This is a genomic window from Paremcibacter congregatus, assembly GCF_006385135.1.
In the GTDB taxonomy this organism is placed as follows: Bacteria; Pseudomonadota; Alphaproteobacteria; order Sphingomonadales; family Emcibacteraceae; genus Paremcibacter; species Paremcibacter congregatus.
On the sequence record NZ_CP041025.1, the window covers coordinates 3,714,369 to 3,735,568 of the forward strand.

General features: G+C 54.1%; 16 protein-coding genes and 1 riboswitch. Of the genes, 4 read left to right on the forward strand and 12 right to left on the reverse strand.

Translation table 11 applies throughout. The annotated features are described in order from the left end of the window. Window positions 1–88: 88 nt before the first annotated feature. On the forward strand, window positions 89–394 hold the full coding sequence (locus tag FIV45_RS16395) for a PGPGW domain-containing protein (protein ID WP_099473543.1): 306 nt from the start codon (window positions 89–91) through the stop codon (window positions 392–394). 18 nt (window positions 395–412) lie between these two features. Here FIV45_RS16395 and ccmB read toward each other — a convergent pair whose 3' ends face one another. From ccmB to FIV45_RS16415, 4 genes are all read right to left on the reverse strand, one after another. After that, complete coding sequence (gene ccmB / locus FIV45_RS16400) at window positions 413–1,081, reverse strand: heme exporter protein CcmB (protein ID WP_099473545.1); 669 nt, start codon at window positions 1,079–1,081, stop codon at window positions 413–415. Further along, complete coding sequence (ccmA, locus tag FIV45_RS16405) at window positions 1,075–1,728, reverse strand: heme ABC exporter ATP-binding protein CcmA (RefSeq protein ID WP_099473793.1); 654 nt, start codon at window positions 1,726–1,728, stop codon at window positions 1,075–1,077. Before ccmA ends, ccmB begins: the two co-directional genes overlap by 7 nt. Before the next feature lie 231 nt (window positions 1,729–1,959). After that, entirely contained in the window at window positions 1,960–2,220 is a 261-nt protein-coding gene (locus tag FIV45_RS16410; RefSeq protein ID WP_099473547.1) for a hypothetical protein, read from the reverse strand. Between the two features lie 137 nt (window positions 2,221–2,357). After that, window positions 2,358–3,956: a methyl-accepting chemotaxis protein gene (locus tag FIV45_RS16415; RefSeq protein ID WP_099473549.1), complete on the reverse strand. Its 1,599-nt coding sequence runs from the start codon at window positions 3,954–3,956 to the stop codon at window positions 2,358–2,360. A 495-nt stretch (window positions 3,957–4,451) separates the two neighbouring features. On the opposite strand from FIV45_RS16415, the gene acnA reads away from it, so the two are divergent. Next, entirely contained in the window at window positions 4,452–7,139 is a 2,688-nt protein-coding gene (acnA, locus tag FIV45_RS16420; protein WP_099473550.1) for an aconitate hydratase AcnA, read from the forward strand. A gap of 101 nt (window positions 7,140–7,240) precedes the next feature. On the opposite strand, the gene FIV45_RS16425 is transcribed toward acnA, so the two are convergent. The 8 genes from FIV45_RS16425 to FIV45_RS16460 all read right to left on the reverse strand — a co-directional run bounded on the left by FIV45_RS16425 (window position 7,241) and on the right by FIV45_RS16460 (window position 18,146). After that, complete coding sequence (locus FIV45_RS16425) at window positions 7,241–7,789, reverse strand: GNAT family N-acetyltransferase (protein ID WP_099473552.1); 549 nt, start codon at window positions 7,787–7,789, stop codon at window positions 7,241–7,243. Between the two features lie 131 nt (window positions 7,790–7,920). Continuing rightward, window positions 7,921–8,370 (reverse strand): hypothetical protein, encoded by a 450-nt coding sequence (locus FIV45_RS16430; protein WP_099473554.1) that lies wholly within the window; start codon window positions 8,368–8,370, stop codon window positions 7,921–7,923. Next, window positions 8,370–9,074 carry a respiratory nitrate reductase subunit gamma gene (gene narI, locus FIV45_RS16435; RefSeq protein WP_099473795.1) on the reverse strand — a complete coding sequence of 235 codons (705 nt, stop codon included), beginning with the start codon at window positions 9,072–9,074 and terminating at the stop codon, window positions 8,370–8,372. The genes FIV45_RS16430 and narI overlap by 1 nt, the downstream gene beginning before the upstream one ends. Before the next feature lies 1 nt (window position 9,075). After that, entirely contained in the window at window positions 9,076–9,792 is a 717-nt protein-coding gene (narJ, locus tag FIV45_RS16440; RefSeq protein ID WP_099473556.1) for a nitrate reductase molybdenum cofactor assembly chaperone, read from the reverse strand. Further along, the gene (gene narH / locus FIV45_RS16445; protein ID WP_099473557.1) at window positions 9,789–11,345 is read right to left on the reverse strand and encodes a nitrate reductase subunit beta; all 1,557 of its coding nucleotides are present in this window, start codon (window positions 11,343–11,345) and stop codon (window positions 9,789–9,791) included. The genes narJ and narH overlap by 4 nt, the downstream gene beginning before the upstream one ends. Beyond that, complete coding sequence (locus FIV45_RS16450; RefSeq protein WP_099473559.1) at window positions 11,345–15,115, reverse strand: nitrate reductase subunit alpha; 3,771 nt, start codon at window positions 15,113–15,115, stop codon at window positions 11,345–11,347. The genes narH and FIV45_RS16450 overlap by 1 nt, the downstream gene beginning before the upstream one ends. Before the next feature lie 79 nt (window positions 15,116–15,194). After that, window positions 15,195–16,811 carry an MFS transporter gene (locus FIV45_RS16455; protein WP_099473562.1) on the reverse strand — a complete coding sequence of 539 codons (1,617 nt, stop codon included), beginning with the start codon at window positions 16,809–16,811 and terminating at the stop codon, window positions 15,195–15,197. A 24-nt stretch (window positions 16,812–16,835) separates the two neighbouring features. After that, window positions 16,836–18,146, reverse strand: coding sequence for an MFS transporter (locus FIV45_RS16460; protein ID WP_099473564.1), 1,311 nt, complete (start codon window positions 18,144–18,146; stop codon window positions 16,836–16,838). Between the two features lie 217 nt (window positions 18,147–18,363). On the opposite strand from FIV45_RS16460, the gene FIV45_RS16465 reads away from it, so the two are divergent. Beyond that, window positions 18,364–19,947, forward strand: coding sequence for a nitrate- and nitrite sensing domain-containing protein (locus FIV45_RS16465; RefSeq protein WP_099473566.1), 1,584 nt, complete (start codon window positions 18,364–18,366; stop codon window positions 19,945–19,947). A 127-nt stretch (window positions 19,948–20,074) separates the two neighbouring features. Continuing rightward, window positions 20,075–20,227: riboswitch (molybdenum cofactor riboswitch) on the forward strand. Then, window positions 20,217–21,194 carry a GTP 3',8-cyclase MoaA gene (gene moaA, locus FIV45_RS16470; protein WP_099473569.1) on the forward strand — a complete coding sequence of 326 codons (978 nt, stop codon included), beginning with the start codon at window positions 20,217–20,219 and terminating at the stop codon, window positions 21,192–21,194. It overlaps the preceding riboswitch by 11 nt. Window positions 21,195–21,200: the final 6 nt, after the last annotated feature.

Sequence of the window (21,200 nt, forward strand, 5' to 3'; positions counted from 1 at the left end):
TGTTTTATGGCCACTTTACCGCAATTGATTTGATATACATCAGGTTCCCCTATCTAATCACTTTTGTGTTATCTGCGGGAAAAGCAATATGAACAAGCTCAAAAAAATGAAAAGACCTCTCAAGCTCGCCATTGGCTGGCTGTTTTTTCTGATCGGCCTGATTTCAGCGCCATTGCCACTGCCCTTTGGCCAGCTTCTGGCCCTGATCGGGCTCAGCCTTCTGGTGTCGGAAAGCTATATGATGCGCATGTTCACCCGCAAGGTGCGCCGCAATTATCCCCGCGTCAGCCGCATGATGGACCGGGTAAAACCCTATGTCCCTGGCTTTCTGAAAACCACCATCGAAGATACCGATCCACGCCATTTGAGCGCCGTGGCCGTCTATCAACGCTGAACCTGTCCGGCCTGAATTCTATTCGAGACCCGACCGGATCGCCGCCGCCGCCGCCCAGGGGGCAATCGCCGCACTGAACAGGGTAAATCCGCCGAGCAACATCACATGCCCCATAGCCGGATAGCCGTCGATCGACGCCTTGACCGCCAGAACCCCGAAAATCAACACCGGAATATACAACGGCAGAATCAGCAGCGACAGCAAAACCCCGCCACGCCGCAACGTCACCGTCAACGCCGCGCCGATGCCGCCGATAAAGCTTAACGCCGGCGTGCCGAGCAGCATCACCCCGAGCAACGGCAAGAAGCCCTCTTCCGGCAAATTCATCATCACCCCCAAAACCGGCGTCAGCAGAATCAAAGGCACCGCCGTTGACAGCCAATGGGCAATACATTTGGCCACCACCACCGCCTCCAGCGGGACCGGACTCAGCAGAAACTGGTCCAGGGACCCGTCTTCGTAATCGGTCTGAAACATCCGGTCGAGCGATAAAAGACAGGACAGCAGCGCCGCAACCCAGATCACACCGACGGAAATCCGCTCAAGAATATTTTGTTCCGGCCCGATGGCAAAGGGAAACAGGGTCACCACAATCACGAAAAATCCCATAACCATGGTCGTGGCGCTGCCGTGGCGCACCGACAACCGCACATCGCGGGTGATAATCAGCCACAGCAATTTCACCATACCAAATCCCCCAGAGGTTCCCGTGTCGCCTTATAGGAAAAATCAGCCATCTGCAGGGTTTGGCAACATGCCGGCGGTAAATGAAGATCAATATGGGTGGCGGCGAGAATTGATCCGCCGCGGCTCAGATGTCCCGCCATCAGGCCGGCCAGCATATCCACCCCGGCCGCATCCAGACCAACCGTCGGTTCATCCAGCAACCAGATCTGTCCGGGATGACACAACACCCGCGTCAGCGCCGCCCGGCGGCCCTGCCCGGAGGACAGGTAACTTACGGGCAAGTCGAGACAATGATCAATGCCGATTTTAGCGGCTTCTGCGCGAATATCACCATTGTGATTTTCCATCCGCGCCCAGAAATCCAGATTTTCGCCGACGGTCAATTCCGGCTTCAGGCCATTTTTGTGGGCAAGATAACACAGGTTGCGGCTGGTCCAGTCCCGATCCCCGAGAATATTTTCCTCGCCGGCCAGAATCTCGCCCCTCTCGGCCTTCAACAAACCGGCAATAATTTTCATCAGGCTTGATTTGCCCGAGCCATTGGCGCCCTGCAAAATTACCGCCTGCCCTGGTGCAAGATCAAAGGCAAGATCGGAAAATATGGGCCGATCTCCCCGAATACAGGTCAGGTTCCGTCCCCGAATCATCTGGTTCACTGAAAAAATCCATTTGTTATTTCAGCAAGCTATAGCATTCCCGGCACAATTAAAAAAGACCGAGATCACCTTTGCCGCACAGATGCGGACAAAAAAATACCTGCTTCCGGACAAAAGCTGATCGGGATAAGCTCTTTTTTAGCCGGAAGCAGGTCCCTCCAGGACTCTGAAAGGTGAGGACAGGGTGGTCCTGGAGGAAATCAGTCTCGTAGGAAGTCGATATTAAAAATTTTTCGGTAACAATCGCCCGGCGGACAGCAGAAGAATGGCCGCCAGACTGAACACCGCGGTTCCCGCCAGAATTTCGCTGACATGGTCGGTCCAGGTAACGCCGGTTTCCGCCGAGTTGGCGCCCAGGGTTGCAAAAATCAGAAAGCTGCTGGTCATGAAAAACGACAGCATAACCTTTGACCAGGGAAAACCCTGCCAGACCTGCGAACCAGATTGTCTCGCCAGAACGGTGGTATGTAATCTCTGTCTCATGGATATGTCTCCTATCGTTTTCGTCTACAATAGGAATATAGAAAGCCATTAAGGTCTCACTATGCCGAAACTAAGGTCTTTTGCAGGCAAAATGCGGCACACTTGCCGCATTTCCAGCCCACAACAGCCTTGCCTCCTTAGCCGAACAACTCAACCTCTTCCATGACATCAGTGTCCTCGGCATCCGGCAACTTGGCTTTAAGGTAAACATTATACAGACGGATCAGCTCCACATCATCACTGAATTCAACATGCAAAATGTCATCATGCACACTGCGCACTTCGAAATTGATTTCGGTTTCGGCGCCCCCGGCCATAATCCGCCCTTTCGTACAGCTCTTCGGCGGCATCGGGTCGATCACCCGGATCTGCAATCCGCCCATGGAGTAATCAACAACCTGAACCGTCATGCTGTTCTCTTGGCCTTCCATGATAATAGTTGACGTCGACGAGGTCCGATGGCGTTCCGTATTGCGGCGGTCATTCTCGACCAGGGCGCAATTGACAATATCCATCATATTTTTGCGGATCAATTGAACCTGCCTGGCCAGTTCTTCTGAAATATCGTTAATTTCCTTGACGATGGTCGCATTGCCGCTGGCGACTGTCGAAATATCGCGGGCGCCCATTGTCACCATTTGTACACTGGCCTGGGCCCGATCGGCACTGTCGGCAATGTCTCGTGTCGCCGCCCTCTGCCGGGTGACTTCTTCACGGATCACATCGGACGAGGCCTGAACCTTGTCAATGCTGCGCTTGATGCGATCAATATCCTTGACTGCCGCGGCCACCTTCATCTGGATGCCTTCCACATGCTCCGTAATATCGCCAATGGACTGCGTGGTCTGGCTCGCCAGACCCTTGACTTCAGAGGCCACCACCGCGAAGCCTTTGCCGGCTTCCCCCGCCCGGGCGGCTTCGATGGTGGCGTTCAGGGCCAGCAGATTGGTTTGGTTGGCAATATTACTGATCAGGCCGATGATTTCCCCAATTCCCTGCGCCGCCTCTTCCAGGCCACCGATGGTCTTCTGGGTTTCATCACTGATCGTAACCGCCTCCTGCGTCAGTTCCGTCGATTGTTCCATTTGCCGGGTAATGGTATCCACCGCAGCTTGCAGGTTTTCGGTAGATTTCTGTACATTGGTGGTATTGTCCAGCGCCTGGGCCGCCCCCGCGGCCACGGAATCGGATTTGTCCCCCACGGTGCGCGCGGAACCGGTCAATTGCGCCGCAATCGCATTGGCCTTTTCCGCATGATTGGTAATATTTTCAATATTTTCCTGCAACTCGATATCAATAGAATCCGCCATTTTAAACAGGCTGGTTTTGGTTTGTCCGGCAAAATCCTTCAGAAAATCCATTTCATCCTGAACCTGATGCTGAATCTCGTCCGCCAGAGACGCTCTCATGGCCACCTGACGAAATTCCTGTTTTTGTTCCTTCAAACTGGCCTGTTCAAGTTCAAGCAACGCGCGGAGATTTTCTATCTCCGCCGTCTGGTCATTCCCGCCGTCTTCGATATGGACAATCAAAGGGTGAAGCCGGCGCCAGACAAAGAAAGCCGCCGTCGTGATCGCGCCACTAATCAACACCGGCAACAAAAACGCGGTGGATAAAAAGGCGTTCTCAAACAATAAGACCACGGCCATGAGTAACGTGTTCGCCCCAAAAGCAGTGAAAATCAGGGTCATTATCTGACCCCCGGATAATTTTCTGCCAACCGCATAGTTATTCATATCTTGTGTATTCCTTACAGGTTCAAATCAACAAAACTTATTTGAAGGATGTTCTTTGTTACTAATTCATAAGTGATACGCAACTGACTTGGTAGTTTTACATCTTATAGGCGAGAAATATTAACAATTAATTATATTCGATATATCTTATTTAATGTGTTTAACCCGGCTGTAATCCATCCCTCTCTGATCAAGGCCGGACGTTCCAGGCGTCATTTTATTACCAACGGCTTTCCGGACGGCGAAACGGGCAAGGGCCCAAGAGTTACGGTTTCTCTTGGCCTAAATGATGCGATGCAGCATTTTTTCACCCTTCGCGGGACCATCGCTTGTTAAGAACCGCTCTCAGATACGCATTTTCGCTTGAGAAAAGCCGAATTTTAGTGCAAAAAGCACCTAAGTTTCCGCACAAGCCAGCTGACATGCCGAACCCAATCGGCACATCCTGCGCCTGTCAACAGCCTATACACATCTAAATTCAAAGGAGATTCACCCGTGGCTACTGTAGGTCAAGATACCCTCAACACCCGCCGGACGCTCAATGTGGGCGGTAAAGAGTATGATTATTACTCCCTGAAAGCAGCAACAGAAAAACTCGGTGACGTATCGCGTCTGCCTTACACCATTAAGGTGCTTCTGGAAAACCTCCTGCGTTATGAAGATGGGGTCACAGTGACCACCGATGACGTCCAGTCAATTGTCGACTGGCAGAAAAACCTCGGCAAGGAAGCCCGGGAAATTCAGTATCGTCCGGCCCGCGTTCTGATGCAGGATTTCACCGGCGTACCAGCCGTCGTTGATCTGGCGGCCATGCGCAACGCCATGGCCGACATGGGCGGTGACCCGCAAAAGATTAACCCGCTGTCCCCTGTTGACCTGGTGATTGACCATAGTGTCATGGTCGATAACTTCGGCGACAACAAAGCCTTCCAGCGCAATGTCGATCTGGAGATGGAACGCAATAACGAACGCTACCAGTTCCTGAAATGGGGCCAGGGCAGCTTCGACAATTTCTCCGCCGTCCCGCCCGGGACCGGTATTTGCCATCAGGTCAATCTGGAATATATTGCCAAGACCGTCTGGACCGCCGATATCGACGGCAAGACAGTCGCCTACCCTGACACCTGTGTCGGCACCGACAGCCACACCACCATGATCAACGGCCTCGCCGTACTTGGTTGGGGCGTCGGCGGCATCGAAGCCGAAGCCGCCATGCTCGGTCAACCGGTATCGATGCTGATCCCGGAAGTCGTTGGCTTCAAACTTACCGGCGCCATGAAGGAAGGCATCACCGCCACCGATCTGGTGCTGACGGTTGTACAGATGTTGCGCGAAAAAGGCGTGGTCGGCAAATTCGTAGAATTTTACGGCGACGGACTCGACAGCATGACCCTCGCCGATCAGGCGACACTGGCCAATATGGCGCCGGAATATGGCGCGACATGCGGCTTCTTCCCGGTTTCAGCCCAGACGCTGGAATATCTGACCTTTTCCGGACGCGATGCCGAAACCGTCGCTCTCGTCGAGGCCTATGCCAAAGAACAGGGCATGTGGCGCGACAGCAACAGCCCCGATCCGGTTTTCACCGATACCCTGCACCTTGACATCAGTACGGTTGAGCCAAGTCTTGCCGGCCCAAGCCGTCCCCAGGACCGGGTTGTGCTCAGCAATGCCGCCAACTCTTTCACAGAACTGCTGGAAACTCGCGGCAAAGCGGCCGATCAGAAAACAGAATATCCCGTCGAAGGTGCTGATTACAAGATCAGCAACGGCGACGTCATGATTGCGGCGATCACCAGCTGCACCAACACCTCCAATCCGGGCGTGATGATGGCGGCCGGTCTGGTGGCAAAGAAAGCCAATGAACTTGGCCTCAACAGCAAGCCGTGGGTAAAGACATCTCTCGCCCCTGGCTCTCAGGTGGTCACCGACTATCTGAATAAAGCCGGCCTGACACCGCATCTGGATGCCATCGGTTTTGATCTGGTCGGCTATGGCTGCACCACCTGTATCGGCAACTCCGGCCCGCTGGCCGATCCGCTACGCAACACCATCAATGACAATGATATGATTTGCGCCTCTGTCCTGTCCGGAAACCGCAACTTTGAAGGCCGCGTGTCTCAGGACCTGAAAGCGTCTTATCTCGCCTCACCGCCGCTGGTTGTGGCCTACGCCATCGCCGGGTCCATGCAGATCGACATCACCAAAGATGTTATCGCCCAGGACAAAAACGGTAATGATGTTTATCTGAAAGACATCTGGCCAAGCAATGCGGAAGTCGCAGAAGCCATGACCTTCCTGAACCGTGAAATGTTTGTTGAACGTTACGCCAACGTCTTTGCCGGCACCGAACAGTGGCAGAAGATCAAGGTCGACGACAGCAAAACCTATAATTGGGACGCCAACAGCACCTATATCCAGCATCCGCCTTACTTCCAGGGCATGAGCAAAACCGCCGGCGCCGCCGCGGGGGATATCCAGGGCGCGCGTCTTCTGGCGCTGCTGGGCGACAGCATCACCACCGATCATATTTCTCCGGCAGGCGCCATCAAAGCCGACAGCCCGGCCGGTGAATATCTCACCGAGCATGGCGTGGAACGCAAAGACTTCAACAGCTACGGCTCCCGTCGCGGCAACCATGAGGTCATGATGCGCGGCACCTTCGCCAATGTGCGTCTGCGCAACGAAATGGCGCCGGGTACAGAAGGTGGCTGGACAACTCATTATCCGTCCGGCGACGTGACCAGCATTTTTGATGCTTCCATGCGCTATCAGGACGCCGGCACACCGCTGGTGGTAGTTGGCGGCAAGGAATACGGCACCGGGTCAAGCCGGGACTGGGCCGCCAAGGGCACTAATCTGCTTGGTGTCAAAGCCGTTCTGGTGGAAAGCTTTGAGCGTATTCATCGCTCAAACCTGGTGGGCATGGGTGTTCTGCCATTGCAGTTCAAGGACGGCGACAACCGTCAGACCCTCGGCCTGAAAGGCACGGAAACATTTGACATCACCGGCGTCTCCGGCGGCATCAGCCCGCGTCAGGATGTACAGGTGAAAGTGACCTTCGAAGACGGTTCCACCAAAGAAATCACCGTACTCTGCCGCATCGATACCGCCAATGAAGTAACCTACTTCAACAATGGCGGCATCCTGCATTATGTCTTGCGGAACCTCGCGGCGGAATAAACCGCAACCAGAAGACCCCATAAGTAAAAGGCCCGGCATTTCTGCCGGGCCTTTGTCATTTTAGAAGGAACACTAGAAGCCACGCCCCAACTGCTCCCGGATCACTCCCCCCATTCTTCCCCCAACACCGCCATAACGATGTCATCACACCATGCACCTTTAAAATAAACGCTTTTGCGCAAATGACCTTCAAGACGAAACCCAACGCGTTCAAACAACATCCGTGACGCCCTGTTAGCCGGATCAATAGACACATGAATTCTGTGGAGTTTTAGCTGATCAAACAACGCTGATACAAGACCTGTCACCGCCTCATGGGCAAATCCCTGTTTCTGAAAGGCCGGATCAAAGGCAATCCCCAGTTCCGCCTGAGCCTTGGTTTCCGTATCGAGACTAAACGCCATATCCCCCATGACACCACTGGCCGGATCTTCCTGCTGCTCGATCACCAACTGGATACAGCGCCCGGCGATATCATTCCCCCAGGCTTGCATATTAATCGCGTGATCTTCCACTTCCGTCACTGTTTCCGGCGTCCACCCCTGAAAGCGCGCGACGGTGGGCTGACGGCGGTAGGCGTAAACCCGAGGTGCATCAGAAACCGTCATTGGCCGGAGCAATATCCGGCCAGATTTTATAGGGTAGTTCATAACTCCCTCCCTGTTTTTCTTCTGTTGGCCAGATAATCTGCCGCGGGTTCCGGCACAACTCAAGGAAAAACAAAGCCCGGCATTTCTGTCGGGCCTTTGTCATTTTAGAGGTCAGTCATTTTAGAGACCCATCAGGCCGCCAGGCCGACAATCTTGGCGCAGGCCATCAGCTTATCAAGGTAGGCGTTAAACGCCGAATGATAGGCCTTGTCCTCCAGATACTGTACGATATGGGCCCGCACCAGATCATAGGGCAGAACCTTCTCTGTGGTTTTGTCGACAAAGCGCAACTGATGCTGATCATAATAGCGCCTGCAGGTTTCTTCATCGGCCTCGGGCGTGGTGATGACGCTGTCGAGCAATTGACGGATCACGACTTCCACCTTTTCTTCCGGCAGATCGTCGAGATCCTTCGCGCTGACCATATCCTCAGCCGCCGCTTCTTCGAGCAGCAGCCGTTTGACCACCAGCGCCCGCGCCGCCTCTAGCCGCGCCGCCGCCAGATCCGGGGCCGGGTGATGCACCATCTCCTCATGGACGGCATCATCACTGATTTCATATTTATTGACGAATACCGGCATCAGAATCCCTTTCCTCGTTTGCGGACAATTTGATAGCCTGACCGGAAGATATATTTCACCGGCACGCTGAGCATATGCACCAGACGGGTGAAGGGGAAGATCAGGAAGATGGTCAGGCCCAGGAAGATATGCGCCTTGAACACCCAGGGCTCATGCAGAATGAAATCGGCGGCTCCGCTACGGAAAGTCGCGATATGCTGGGCCCAGTTGCCAAGCGCCACCATGGAAGAGCCATCCAGATGCTGTGCCGAATAGAAGATTGAAATCAATCCTAAGATCAGCTGAATATACAGCAGCCACAGCAGCAGAATATCGGAGAACTTGCTGGTCGCCCGGATGCGCGGATCAGTCATGCGCCGCACCAGAAGGATCGTCAGGCCGATAAAACAGATGCCGCCCAATATGCCGCCACCGACCATCGCCAGGATCTGTTTGGCCTCGGTGGTGATGACATAGTGATAAACGGATTCCGGCGTTAACAGCCCCACCAGATGGGTGAAGAACAGCAGAATAATGCCAATATGGAACAGATTGCTGCCCAACCGCATGCCTTTCGAGCGCAAAATCTGGCTCGAGCCGGCTTTCCAGCTGTATTGATCCCGGTCATAGCGCAGGATTGAGCCCAGCACCATCACCAGAACGGCAAGATACGGATAGATTCCGAAGATCAGGTGATTAAGAAAAAGTGTGATGGATTCTGGCATGTCACTGACCTCCATTTAAATGTTGCGGTGCCGGATCGGTGAATTCCTTCAGGGCCTCGGCCGCGTTGGGGAAAGCGGAACAGCTGTTGCAATCGTCACCGGCAACGTCAGTATTGTCAAAAGCCGCTGCCTCTTCCCAGTCCTTGTCGATGTCTTCCGCCGTCAGTTCTTCCACTGGCGCGGCCTTGGCTTCGGCCATCATCGCCGCGTCGGGTTTAACGCGGGACAGAGATTCCAGCGCCTCGAAAATCACCGCATAGGGGGCTTTACGTTTTTTCAGCTTGATGCCGATGGCGCCGATCACATTGATCGGATCGCCGAGCAGCTCCGTCGCCTCCTCTGCCGGGCAATGGGACAAAAACTCGAGAAACAGCGGCAGATAGTCAGGCAACTCGCCCGGGGTGATGTAAAAACCCTTTTCCGCATAGGCCTCGACCAGATTGACCATCGCCTGGCCCCGGTCGCGGCTTTCGCCGTGAATATGTTCAAACAGATGCAGACAATGGGCCCGCCCCCGGTCGAACAATTCGACATAGTCTTCCTGGATTTCATAGATGTCCCGCCCCTGAAGGGACCTCGCAAAGGCCGTTACCTTCTTCAACGCCCGTTTCGGCAGCAGGTTTTCCTGCGCCAGAACCGCGATCATCTCGTCCAGATGATCAATGATTTCCGGTTTGGGGTAGGCCAGAAGCAGCCCTAAAATTTTAAAGGTCTTCATGATTTGCTCCTTACTTTGCCCGACATGGTGTTTTTATGGGTTGAGCCGCCAAACAGATTAGGTCGGGTCTGACCCCCGTCACCACAGCCATTGCCGAAGCTAAAGCCACAACTTGAACGCTGTTCAAAGGCGATCTCGTTATCAAACGGGGTCTCGCCGGCATATTCCCGATGATTTGTCGGAATGACGTAGCGGTCTTCATAATTGGCCAGCGCCATGATACGGTACATGTCGTCGAGGGTAACTTCATCAAGCCCCACCCGGTCAAGGATCTCGTTGTTGCTGACCCCCTCAACGGTCTTGCCGCGCATATATTCGCGCATGGCCAGCATACGCTCCAATGCCTCGACCACCGGCTGTTCCTTGCCGCCGGTCAGCATATTGGCGAGATATTTCACCGGAATACGCAGATCGTTGACATCAGGAATAACACCGCTTTTTTCAAGCCGTCCGTCTTCCATGGCGGACTGGATCGGGGAGAGCGGCGGAATATACCACACCATTGGCAGGGTGCGATATTCCGGATGCAGCGGAAACGCCACTTTCCATTCCATGGCCATTTTATAGACCGGGGAATTCCGCGCCGCTTCCATCCAGCTGTCGGGAATGCCGTCTTTCTTGGCCTGCTTGATGACCTCCGGATCATGGGGATCCATGAAGATATCGCACTGAGCCTGATAAAGGTCCTCGACATCTTCTTCAGACGCCGCCTCGGCGATGCGATCCGCATCATACAGCAACACGCCGAGATAACGAATGCGGCCGACACAGGTTTCGGAACAGACCGTCGGGTCGCCTGCTTCCAGACGCGGATAACACAGGGTGCATTTCTCGGACTTGCCACTTTCCCAGTTGAAGTAAATCTTCTTGTAGGGACAACCACTGACGCACATGCGCCAGCCGCGACATTTTTCCTGATCTATCAACACCACGCCATCTTCTTCGCGTTTATAGATCGCGCCACTGGGACAGGCCGCCGCACAGGTCGGGTTCAGGCAATGTTCGCACAGCCGCGGCAAATACATCATGAATGTATTTTCGAACTGGCCGTAAATTTCCTTTTCCATCTGGGCGAAGTTGTAATCCTGAGAGCGTTTGGAAAATTCGCCGCCAAGGATTTCTTCCCAGTTGGGACCCCATTCGACCTTCTCCATCACCTCGCCGGTGATCGCCGAATGAGCCCGGGCCGTCGGCGGGGTATGCACTTCGGGCGATTTCTGCAGCCGTTCATATTCAAAGGTGAAGGGCTCGTAATAATCGTCAATTTCCGGCAGGTCCGGGTTGGCGAACAGCTTCGCCAGCACCCGGAATTTACCGCCGATGCGCGGCTGCAGCTTGCCATTCCCCAACCGGGTCCAGCCGCCGTTCCATTTGGTCTGGTTTTCCCAATCGCGGGGATAACCGACCCCAGGCTTGGTTTCCACGTTATTGAACCAGGCGTATTCCACGCCCTGACGCGAGGTCCAGACGTTCTTGCAGGTCACCGAACAGGTGTGACAACCAATGCATTTGTCCAGATTGAGGACCATTCCAATTTGAGCACGAATCTTCATTATGCTAACTCCTCATGATTCAAATTGCCGGAAACGCCATCTGCGGGTTCATCCATCCAATCAACCTTATCCATCTTGCGACAGATGACAAATTCATCGCGGTTTGATCCCACGGTGCCGTAATAGTTAAAACCATAAGACAGCTGGGCGTACCCGCCGATCATATGGGTCGGCTTGACCACCGCCCGGGTAACCGAGTTATGAATGCCGCCGCGCTTGCCGGTGGTTTCAGATCCCGGCGTGTTGATGATCTTCTCCTGGGCGTGATACATCATACACATACCCTCATTCACCCGCTGCGAGACCACGGCCCGACAGGCAATGGCGCCATTAACGTTATAGAGCTCGATCCAGTCGTTGTCCTCGACCCCCATTTTCTGGGCGTCAACTTCACTGATCCAGACGATCGGACCGCCGCGGGACAAGGTCTGCATCAGCAGATTTTCAGAATAGGTGCTGTGAATGCCCCATTTCTGATGCGGGGTGATCCAGTTGAGCGCGATCTGCGGATTGCCGTTGCCCTTGCTGTCAATCACCGGTTTGGTGGTTTTGGTGTTGATTGGCGGCTTATAGACACAGAAGCCTTCACCAAAATCGCGCATCCAGGCATGATCCTGATAGAATTGCTGACGCCCGGTGAGCGTCCGCCAAGGGATCAGTTCATGGACATTGGTGTAACCGGCGTTATAGCTCACATGCTCATCTTCCAGCCCTGACCAGGTCGGGGAAGAGATGATCTTGCGCGGCTGGGCCTGAATGTCCCGGAAGCGGATTTTTTCATCCTCTTTCGGCAGGGCCAGATGCTTGTGATTGCGGCCGGTGATTTTTTCCAGCGCCCCCCAGGCCTTTACCGCCACCTGACCATTGGTCTCCGGCGCCAGCGACAGGATCACTTCCGTCGCATCAATATCCGTCTCAATACGCGGCAGCCCCTTCGAGACACCATTATCCGTCACCACCCGGTTTAGCTCGCCGAGGAATTTATACTCGGGTTCGGTATTCCAGCTGATGCCTTTACCACCGTTGCCGATCTTGGTCATCAGAGGACCCAGGGCGGTGAACTTTTTGTAAGTATCAGGATAGTTGCGCACCACATCGATGTAAGACGGCATGGTTTTGCCCGGGATCGGGTCAACCTCACCCTTCTTCCATTCCTTGACGTCCAGCCCCTGAGCCAGTTCGGCCGGAGTATCATGCAGGATCGGCAGGGCCACCACATCGGTTTCTTCGCCCAGATGCCCCGGACACAGTTCGGAGAATTTCTTGGCGAATCCTTTATAGATATCCCAGTCGCTACGGCTTTCCCACGCCGGATCCACCGCCCGACTGAGCGGATGAATGAAGGGATGCATATCGGAGGTATTGAGGTCGTTCTTCTCATACCAGGTTGCTGATGGCAACACGATATCGGAATAAAGGCAGGTGGTGGACATGCGGAAATCGAGGGTCACCACCAGATCAAGCTTGCCTTCCGGCGCCGTCTCATGCCAGGCAACTTCGCTCGGGCGTTTGCCGCCGCGTTCGCCAATATCCTTGCCCAAAACCCCGTTCTGGGTGCCGAGCAGATGCTTCAGCATATATTCATGGCCTTTGCCGCTGGACCCCAGAATATTGGAGCGCCAGATGAACATGTTGCGCGGGAAGTTGCGCGGATCATCCGGATCTTCACAGGACATTTGCAGCGAACCATCTTTCAGACGGCCGGCGATATAGTCTGCGGTAGATTTACCGGCCTCCTTGGCTTTTTTGGTGATTTCCAGCGGATTTTCCTGCAACTGCGGTGCGGAAGGCAACCAGCCCATGCGTTCTGACCGCACATTACAGTCGATCAGGGAATAATCTTCCCATTTCTTCTTGTCGGCCAGCGGCGAGAGAATTTCATCAACCCCGAGTTTCTCATAGCGCCACTGGTTGGCGTGATTATAGAAGAAACTGGTGGAATTCATATGCCGCGGCGGACGGTGCCAGTCGAGCGCGAAGGCCAGTGGCTGCCAGCCGGTTTGCGGCCGCAGTTTTTCCTGACCAACATAATGAGCCCAACCGCCGCCGGATTTACCGATACAGCCACACATCACCAGCATATTGATCACACCACGATAGTTCATATCCATGTGATACCAGTGATTCATGGCGGCCCCGATGATGATCATCGACCGGCCCCGGGTCTTGTCGGCATTGTCAGCGAATTCACGGGCGACCTTGATCACTTTTTCGCGGGACACGCCGGTGATTTTTTCCTGCCAGGCCGGAGTGTATGGCTTGTCGTCATCATAGCTTTGCGCGACATTATCGCCGCCGAGGCCACTGTCGACGCCATAGTTGGCGATCATCAGATCATAAACGGTGGCGACATATTTATCGCCGTCGCGGGTTTTGATTTTCCGCACCGGAATATTATGATGCAGGATACTGTCATGATCTGTCGCCTGGAAAATCGGCTGTTCATGTTCCAGATTGCCAAAATACGGGAAGGCGACGGACAGGACTTCATCATGTTTCTTGACCAGGGATTTCAGCGGCCAGATTTCATTGCCGTCTTTCAGGTCCTTGGATTCCAGATTCCATTTGCCTTCTTCGCCCCAACGGGAACCGATCGTGCCGTTTGGCACCACGACCTCGTCCGTATTGGCGTCAATCATGGCTGTCTTCCACTCGGGATTATTTTTATACCCCAGATTGTCTTCAAAATCGGAAGCCCGCAGGGTGCGGCCGGCGACATAGGTGCCGTCCTGCTCGTCAATCTGCACCAGCATCGGCATATCGGAATAGAGCCGGGTGTAATCGTCAAAATAATCACTTTGACGATCCACATGGAATTCTTTCAGGATCACATGACCCATGGCCATCGCCATGGCGGCGTCGGTGCCCTGACGCGGGTTAAGCCATATGTCGCTGAGCTTCGCCACTTCACTATAGTCCGGCGTCACGGCAACGGTCTTGGTGCCTTTATAGCGCACTTCGGTGAAGAAATGGGCGTCCGGCGTCCGGGTCTGCGGCACGTTGGAGCCCCAGGCCATGATATAGGAACTGTTATACCAGTCGGCGCTTTCCGGCACGTCGGTCTGCTCGCCCCAAACCTGCGGTGAGGCCGGCGGCAAATCGCAATACCAGTCATAGAAGCTCATGCAGGTGCCGCCGATCAGCGACAGATAGCGGGAGCCCGCGGCATAAGACACCATGGACATGGCGGGAATGGGCGAGAAGCCGATCACCCGGTCCGGGCCGTAGGTTTTGGCGGTATAGATATTGGCGGCGGCGATGATCTCGTTGACCTCGTCCCAGTCAGCGCGCACCAGCCCACCAAGGCCGCGCACCTGTTTGTAGGAATTGGCCTTTTCCTTATTCTCCACGATATTAGCCCAGGCCAGCACCGGATCGGAATAGACATTTTTTGTCTCGCGCCACATCTTCAACAGGCGACTGCGGATCATCGGATGTTTCAGGCGGGCGGAGCTATAGAGATACCAGCTGTAACTGGCGCCACGGGCGCAGCCGCGCGGTTCATGGTTCGGCAGATCATTGCGGGTGCGGGGGTAATCGGTCTGCTGGGTTTCCCAGGTGACCAGACCGCCCTTGACGTAGATCTTCCAGCTACAGGAGCCGGTGCAGTTCACCCCATGGGTGGAGCGCACGATTTTATCATGGGACCAGCGTCCCCGATAAGCCCGCTCCCAACTGCGGTCCTCTTCTGTTGTGATCCCATGGCCGTCGGAAAATGTTTCCGGCTTTTCTCTGGTCAGAAAAGTCATTTTATCCAGAAAATGGCTCATATTTAGCTCCTCTAAAATTCTGATAAGTGCCGGAGCGTCTGAACTGTTCCACCCTGTCCAGACGCCCCTGTTGTTACATTCAAGGGTTTTTCACATAAGCGCCGGGGCGCAGGTAAAACCACCAGTTAATCACGATACAAATGCCGTAGAAGACCGCGAAACCATAGAGCGCGAGCTCCGGTGTCGCTGCCTTGATTTCTTCGCCCAGCACCTTTGGAATAATGAAGGCGCCGTAAGCCGCCACCGCAGAGGTCCAGCCCAGAACCGGCCCGGCCTGTTCGCGGTCAAACACCATGGCGATGGTCCTGAAGGTGGACCCGTTGCCAATGCCGGTTGCGGCAAAGAGGATCAGGAACAGGATCAGGAAAGGAATGAAATATTCCTGCGGCGTGGCGGAGGCATAAGCCTGTTTCATGAAATAGGCCACGCCGAGAGCGCTCGCCACCATCACGATGGAGATATACTGTGTCACCCGCGCACCGCCGAGTTTGTCGGCGATCATGCCACCCACCGGTCGGATCAGGGCGCCGATAAAGGGGCCTGTCCAGGCGAACATCAGGGCGCTGGGACCAGCGGGATTGGGGGTATTATGGGTCAGTACGCCATCCACCACAAGATGCTGGAAGCCGAAGATCACCTTGATCGACAGACCGAAGGCCGCCGCAAAACCGATGAAGGATCCAAAGGTCATGGTATAGATGACGGTCATCGCCCAGGTGTGTTTATTGTTGAAGATTTTATATTGCCGCTTCAGGTTACTGCCCACTTCACCGGGGATCAGTTTGAGCAGAAAGACGGTAAAAGCAATCACCAGCGGCAGCACGATCCATTTGCTGATGCCGAAACCGGATGTCGGCAGACCGCTGGTGGTTTGCGGCAGCATCAGCCACAACCCACTGGCGGCGGCGACGAAACCCAGAACCAGCATGAAGGAAATTTTGGCAAAAGCCCCAAGCGGATTACCGACATTAGGCGAAACATGCTCATCGGTGATGTTGTTCATGCCCCACCAGCCGGCAAAAGCCAGCGGTACCAGAAACAGCAGCCAGACAAAGCCTGCGTTCTGGATATAGGTTTCGGTGCCCGCCGGAATTTTACCGATCAGGGTGCCGCTGGTATTCTGCAGGATCATCGGCTCGCCCCCGAAGATACCGATAGTCATGAACAATGGCACCAGAATCTGCATGGTGGTCACGCCGAAATTGCCAAGGCCGGCATTCATGCCCAGAGAATACCCCTGAACTTTTTTCGGAAAGAAAAAGCTGATATTGGACATGGAGGAGGCGAAGTTACCGCCGCCAAAACCGGACAGGAAGGCCAGAATCTGGAACTGCCACAACGGTGTATTAATGTCCTGCAGCGCAAAGCCGGTCCCGATCGCCGGGATCATCAGCAACGCCGTGGTGAAGAAAATGGTGTTTCTCCCGCCGGCGATACGGATGAAGAACGTACTCGGGATGCGCAACGTCGCGCCAGTCAGACCGGCAATCGCCATCAGAGTAAACAGTTCCCCCTTGGCGATGGGGAAGCCCAGATTGAGCATCTGAACCGTAATGATGCCCCAATAGAGCCAGACCGCAAAGCCACAGAGCAGGCTCGGGATCGAAATCCACAGATTGCGGTTGGCGATGGTTTTCCCGCGGCTTTCCCATTCTGCGGGATCCTCCGGGTTCCATTGTTCAATATCTTTGGCCATGTTAAATCCTCTACTAAATCCGTTTTATGATTTGATATTATCCAGTTCCGGCAGATAACGCGGCCCATTCAGGTCCGGCATATCCCGACGGTTCATCCGGATGATGGCGAAATGCATCCAGACCAGAGCGATGCCGATCAGGACGGTGAGCAGCATGAAACAGCTTGTCCACACCCCGATCAGATCATTCATGACCCCAAACGTAATCGGCAGGAAGAAACCGCCCAGGCCGCCAATCAGACCGACCACGCCACCGACGGACCCCACATGACCGGGATAATAGACCGGAATATGTTTGTAGACCGCCGCCTTGCCCAGCGACATGAAGAAGCCCAGCACAATGGTCAGTGACACGAACAGCCACAAAGGAATGGTGATATTGAAACTGATTGGCCCCTGAATACCGGCAACGGTATAATCTGTCGCAGGATAAGACATGATGAAGGTACAGGCGACACAGACACCGAACGTCCAGTACATCACCCGACGGGCGCCGATCTTGTCGGATAACCAGCCGCCCAATGCCCGGAAGATACTGCCCGGCAACGCATAGGCCGCCGCCAGCATACCGGCGGTTTTAAGGTCGAGACCGTAAGCCCCGACATAATAGCGCGGTAGCCACAGAGCCAGCGCGACAAAGGCGCCAAAAACAAAGAAATAATAGAGAGAAAAACGCCAGACCTGAAGATTTTTCAGCGGCTCCATCTGCTCCAGAAAAGAGGCGTGCTTGATGCCTTGCTCGCGCCGGGCCCGTAACGCCGGATCGTCCTTGGTAAAGAGAAAATACAGAACCGCTGTCACCAGCAACACCGCGGAATAGATCTGCGCCACGCCCTGCCACTGGCCGTCCATCATGATCAGAAGGAAAGGTGCGCCAAAGTTGGTCACCGCCGCCCCCACATTGCCCATCCCAAAAATGCCAAGCGCTGTACCCTGGCGTTCTTTCTGATACCAGGTGGACACATAGGCGATGCCAACGGCAAAACTGCCGCCCGCCAGACCAAGCCCGAGCGCCGCCACCAGAAACATCGGATAGGTCGACACCTTGGTCAGTAAAAAGGCCGCCAACGCCGTGACCACCATCTGAAAAGTATAGACAATCCGCCCACCATATTGGTCGGCCCAGACGCCGAGAAAAATCCGGCTTAAGGACCCCGTCAGAATCGGCGTCGCCACCAGAATCCCGAACTCGGTATCGGAAAGACCCAACTGTGTTTTAATTTTAAGGCCGATAATGGAGAAAATAGTCCAGACTGCAAAACAGACCGTAAAGGCCAGTGTACTGGCGATCAAGGCTTGTTTCTGTTCCCCCGGTGTTACATTTAAAGCATTCATTGTGAATCCCTTCATATCCCGAACATAATCACGCTTTTATGAGGGTTGAACATTAGGAGGAAGTTGGTCAATTGCATTTGACCTTTATCAAGGAACCTCAATTAGAGAAAATTATTCTGAATCCCGCCCAACCGTTTTTTGGCGAGAAAGCTTGTAGCCGCCAATTATTTGGCCTAATATCGGGGCATGGGTATTTAATAACTAAATTGTATTTTAAATGAATAAGACGCTTCTTTATCTTGGCAACGCCTTACACCAAATGCAGGCGGAACGCGGCTGCGCAGTGCTTTTCACCAGCAGCAAGGGCACTCTCTTTAGAGATGAACTGGAGACGGTATTTGAACAGTCCGCTGCAGCATTCAATGTGGTGCGCGAGAAACTCAAAGAATGGCATAACGTCCACGCCTTTGATGATGATTTTCTCAACAAGATAGAAGTCGTACTGGACAACTGCGAGACCGTAAAGTCCCGCCGCAACCGTATTCTCAACCTAGAATTCAACCCGACAGAAATCATTAGCGGCTATAGCCACAATGTCATCAGTCCCCTGATCGACCTGATGGTTCTGGTGGCCCTGTTTAATAAAGACAACGATCCGGCCAAGATCAGCGCCTATTCCTACTTCCTGCAATTAAAGGAAAAATTTGGCCGGGAACGCGCCCTCGGCGCCCGTGGTCTGGTGACCAAATCATTCGAGAATCGCGAATTCCTTGACCGGTTCCGGTTTCTGGTATCCGAACAGAACAGTTTCAAGCGCACCTTTTTCGCCATGGCCGACGACCAGCAGAAACATGTTTACGACAGTATCATGCAAGGCAATGCGGTGCAGAAACTCACCGAACTGCATGACAGCTTCAAACCAGGCCATAAAACATCCGCGCCCGCCCTGACACCACAAGACTGGTTTGGGATGACTTCGGAGAAAATGGACCTGATGAAAACGGTTGAGGAAAAACTGGCGGAAACCTTGGAAAAGGACGCCGGTCTCTCCCCGGATCAATCTTCACTTCCCCGCATTCAGGTGACCCGTCAGGTCGACGGCATCACCACCGAGCAACGGAATTTCATTGAAGAGCTGCCCTTCTTTATCAATCTGCCGGAAGACATTCTGACCGGGCTGCTGCAGCATGCCCAGGTGCGGGAATATAAAAAAGGCAAACTCCTGTTTCTTGAAGGCGAGGTCTCCAGCCGTCTGCACATCATGCTCAGCGGCTGGGTGAAATTGTTCAAGGGCACCGCCCAGGGTGAAGAAACCGTCATGCAGATGCTGTCCAGCGGTGATATGATTTCAGAATCATCTGTGTTTCTCAACGCCAACTATCCGGTCAGCGCCCAGGTGGCGAAACAGGCCGTGATTCTGACCCTGCCGGCGCCGATCATACGTGAACGCATCAAGGAACATAACGAACTGGCGCTACGGGTTGTCGCCAGTATGTCGAAGAACTCCCACACCCTGATCCAGGAATTCGAGAATATCCGCCTGAAACCGGCCACCGAACGGGTCGGCTGGTTCCTGCTGAAACTGCTGCTGGAACAGGGCCAGGTGCCGGACCTGATCGAATTGCCTTATGACAAATCTCTCATCGCCTCCTATCTGGATATGAAGCCGGAAACCTTTTCCCGCACCCTGAAGCGCTTTCGCGACAATGGATTCGAGATCAGCAAGAATTCGGTTATCCTGCCAAATATTAATGCACTCTGCGGGTTTTGTGACCATGATCTTGCCTCAGGATGTGACAAACACGGCACCCCCGCATGTCCCAATCCCGATTGCGATCAGGACCTCAACGCGGATTTTTAAAAACTCTACTGGAAGACCCTTTAATTTAAGCTATTCACATATATTTGACCTGCGTCAACACTGGCTTTCTGTGTTCAGGTTAGATATAGTCTGTTGTGTTAGGTCGGGTTTTCGTTTTTTGAACGTAAAGCTGACCTGCTCCGAAGCCTTCCGTCCTAAATTCCTTTGACGCCTGCGTCATCAGAACATGGACGGCTGGCCGCAGGCGAGATGACCTGCCGGGTTATGGTGTAAACACCCTGGCCTCCCGTGTTTGGAAAGGAGAGAAAGTGGAGTTAAAAGACAATTACGATCGGGCGTTCCCTTATTTGCGCCTTTCGATCACCGACGTGTGCAATTTCCGTTGCGAATATTGCCTGCCCGACGGCTATCACTGTGACAGCAAACCGAAATTCCTCGACCAGGACGAAATTCGCCGGCTGGTGACCGCCTTTGCCGAACTTGGCGTCTGGAAAATCCGCCTCACCGGCGGCGAGCCCAGCGTCCGCAAAGATTTCACCGAAATCACCAAACTCGTGTCCGGCATCGATGGCATTGATGCCATGGCCTTCACCACCAACGGCTACCGCCTGAAACAGAATGCCACGACCTGGTATGAGGCGGGCATGCGGCGCATCAATGTCAGCATCGACAGCCTGAATCCTGAGAAATTCCACGAGATCACCGGCCATAACCGGCTGCCGGAAATTCTCGAAGGCGTCGAGAAATCCCTTGAGATCGGTTATGACAGCGTGAAAATCAATGTGGTGCTGCTCAAAGGTCTTAATGATCAGGAACTGCCCGATTATCTTGCGTACGTTAAAGACCGTCCGATCACCGTGCGGTTTATCGAACTGATGCAGACCGGTGATAATCTCGCCTATTTCAAGCAGCGCCATTTGTCCGCCGATGTGATCCGTCAGCAATTGCTAGATCAGGGCTGGGTCGAGAATATCCGCGAGAATGGCGCAGGCCCGGCGGTGAATTTCACCCATCCCGATTATCAGGGCGCCATCGGCCTGATCGCCCCCTACTCGAAAGATTTTTGTACGAACTGCAACCGGCTGCGGGTTACCGCCACCGGTGATCTGCGCCTGTGTCTGTTCGGTGACGTGGGCGTGCCTCTGCGGGATCTGCTCGCGCGCGATGATCAGAAGGAAGCCCTGCAGATGCGGATCATGAAGCAGTTGAACTATAAAAAATCGTCCCATTTTCTCGCCGACGGCAATACCGGTATTCTGCCCAATCTGTCGGCCACGGGCGGCTAAGGAGAC

Coding starts and splice junctions, on each gene's coding strand:
- FIV45_RS16455 (WP_099473562.1), bottom strand. CDS start 16,811: ATGGCCAAAGATATTGAACAATGGAACCCGGAGGATCCCGCAGAATGG.
- FIV45_RS16460 (WP_099473564.1), bottom strand. CDS start 18,146: ATGAATGCTTTAAATGTAACACCGGGGGAACAGAAACAAGCCTTGATC.
- FIV45_RS16415 (WP_099473549.1), bottom strand. CDS start 3,956: ATGAATAACTATGCGGTTGGCAGAAAATTATCCGGGGGTCAGATAATG.
- ccmA (WP_099473793.1), bottom strand. CDS start 1,728: ATGATTCGGGGACGGAACCTGACCTGTATTCGGGGAGATCGGCCCATA.
- narI (WP_099473795.1), bottom strand. CDS start 9,074: ATGCCAGAATCCATCACACTTTTTCTTAATCACCTGATCTTCGGAATC.
- FIV45_RS16465 (WP_099473566.1), top strand. CDS start 18,364: ATGAATAAGACGCTTCTTTATCTTGGCAACGCCTTACACCAAATGCAG.
- FIV45_RS16395 (WP_099473543.1), top strand. CDS start 89: ATGAACAAGCTCAAAAAAATGAAAAGACCTCTCAAGCTCGCCATTGGC.
- narH (WP_099473557.1), bottom strand. CDS start 11,345: ATGAAGATTCGTGCTCAAATTGGAATGGTCCTCAATCTGGACAAATGC.
- FIV45_RS16430 (WP_099473554.1), bottom strand. CDS start 8,370: ATGCCGGTATTCGTCAATAAATATGAAATCAGTGATGATGCCGTCCAT.
- ccmB (WP_099473545.1), bottom strand. CDS start 1,081: ATGGTGAAATTGCTGTGGCTGATTATCACCCGCGATGTGCGGTTGTCG.
- FIV45_RS16425 (WP_099473552.1), bottom strand. CDS start 7,789: ATGAACTACCCTATAAAATCTGGCCGGATATTGCTCCGGCCAATGACG.
- FIV45_RS16410 (WP_099473547.1), bottom strand. CDS start 2,220: ATGAGACAGAGATTACATACCACCGTTCTGGCGAGACAATCTGGTTCG.
- FIV45_RS16450 (WP_099473559.1), bottom strand. CDS start 15,115: ATGAGCCATTTTCTGGATAAAATGACTTTTCTGACCAGAGAAAAGCCG.
- narJ (WP_099473556.1), bottom strand. CDS start 9,792: ATGAAGACCTTTAAAATTTTAGGGCTGCTTCTGGCCTACCCCAAACCG.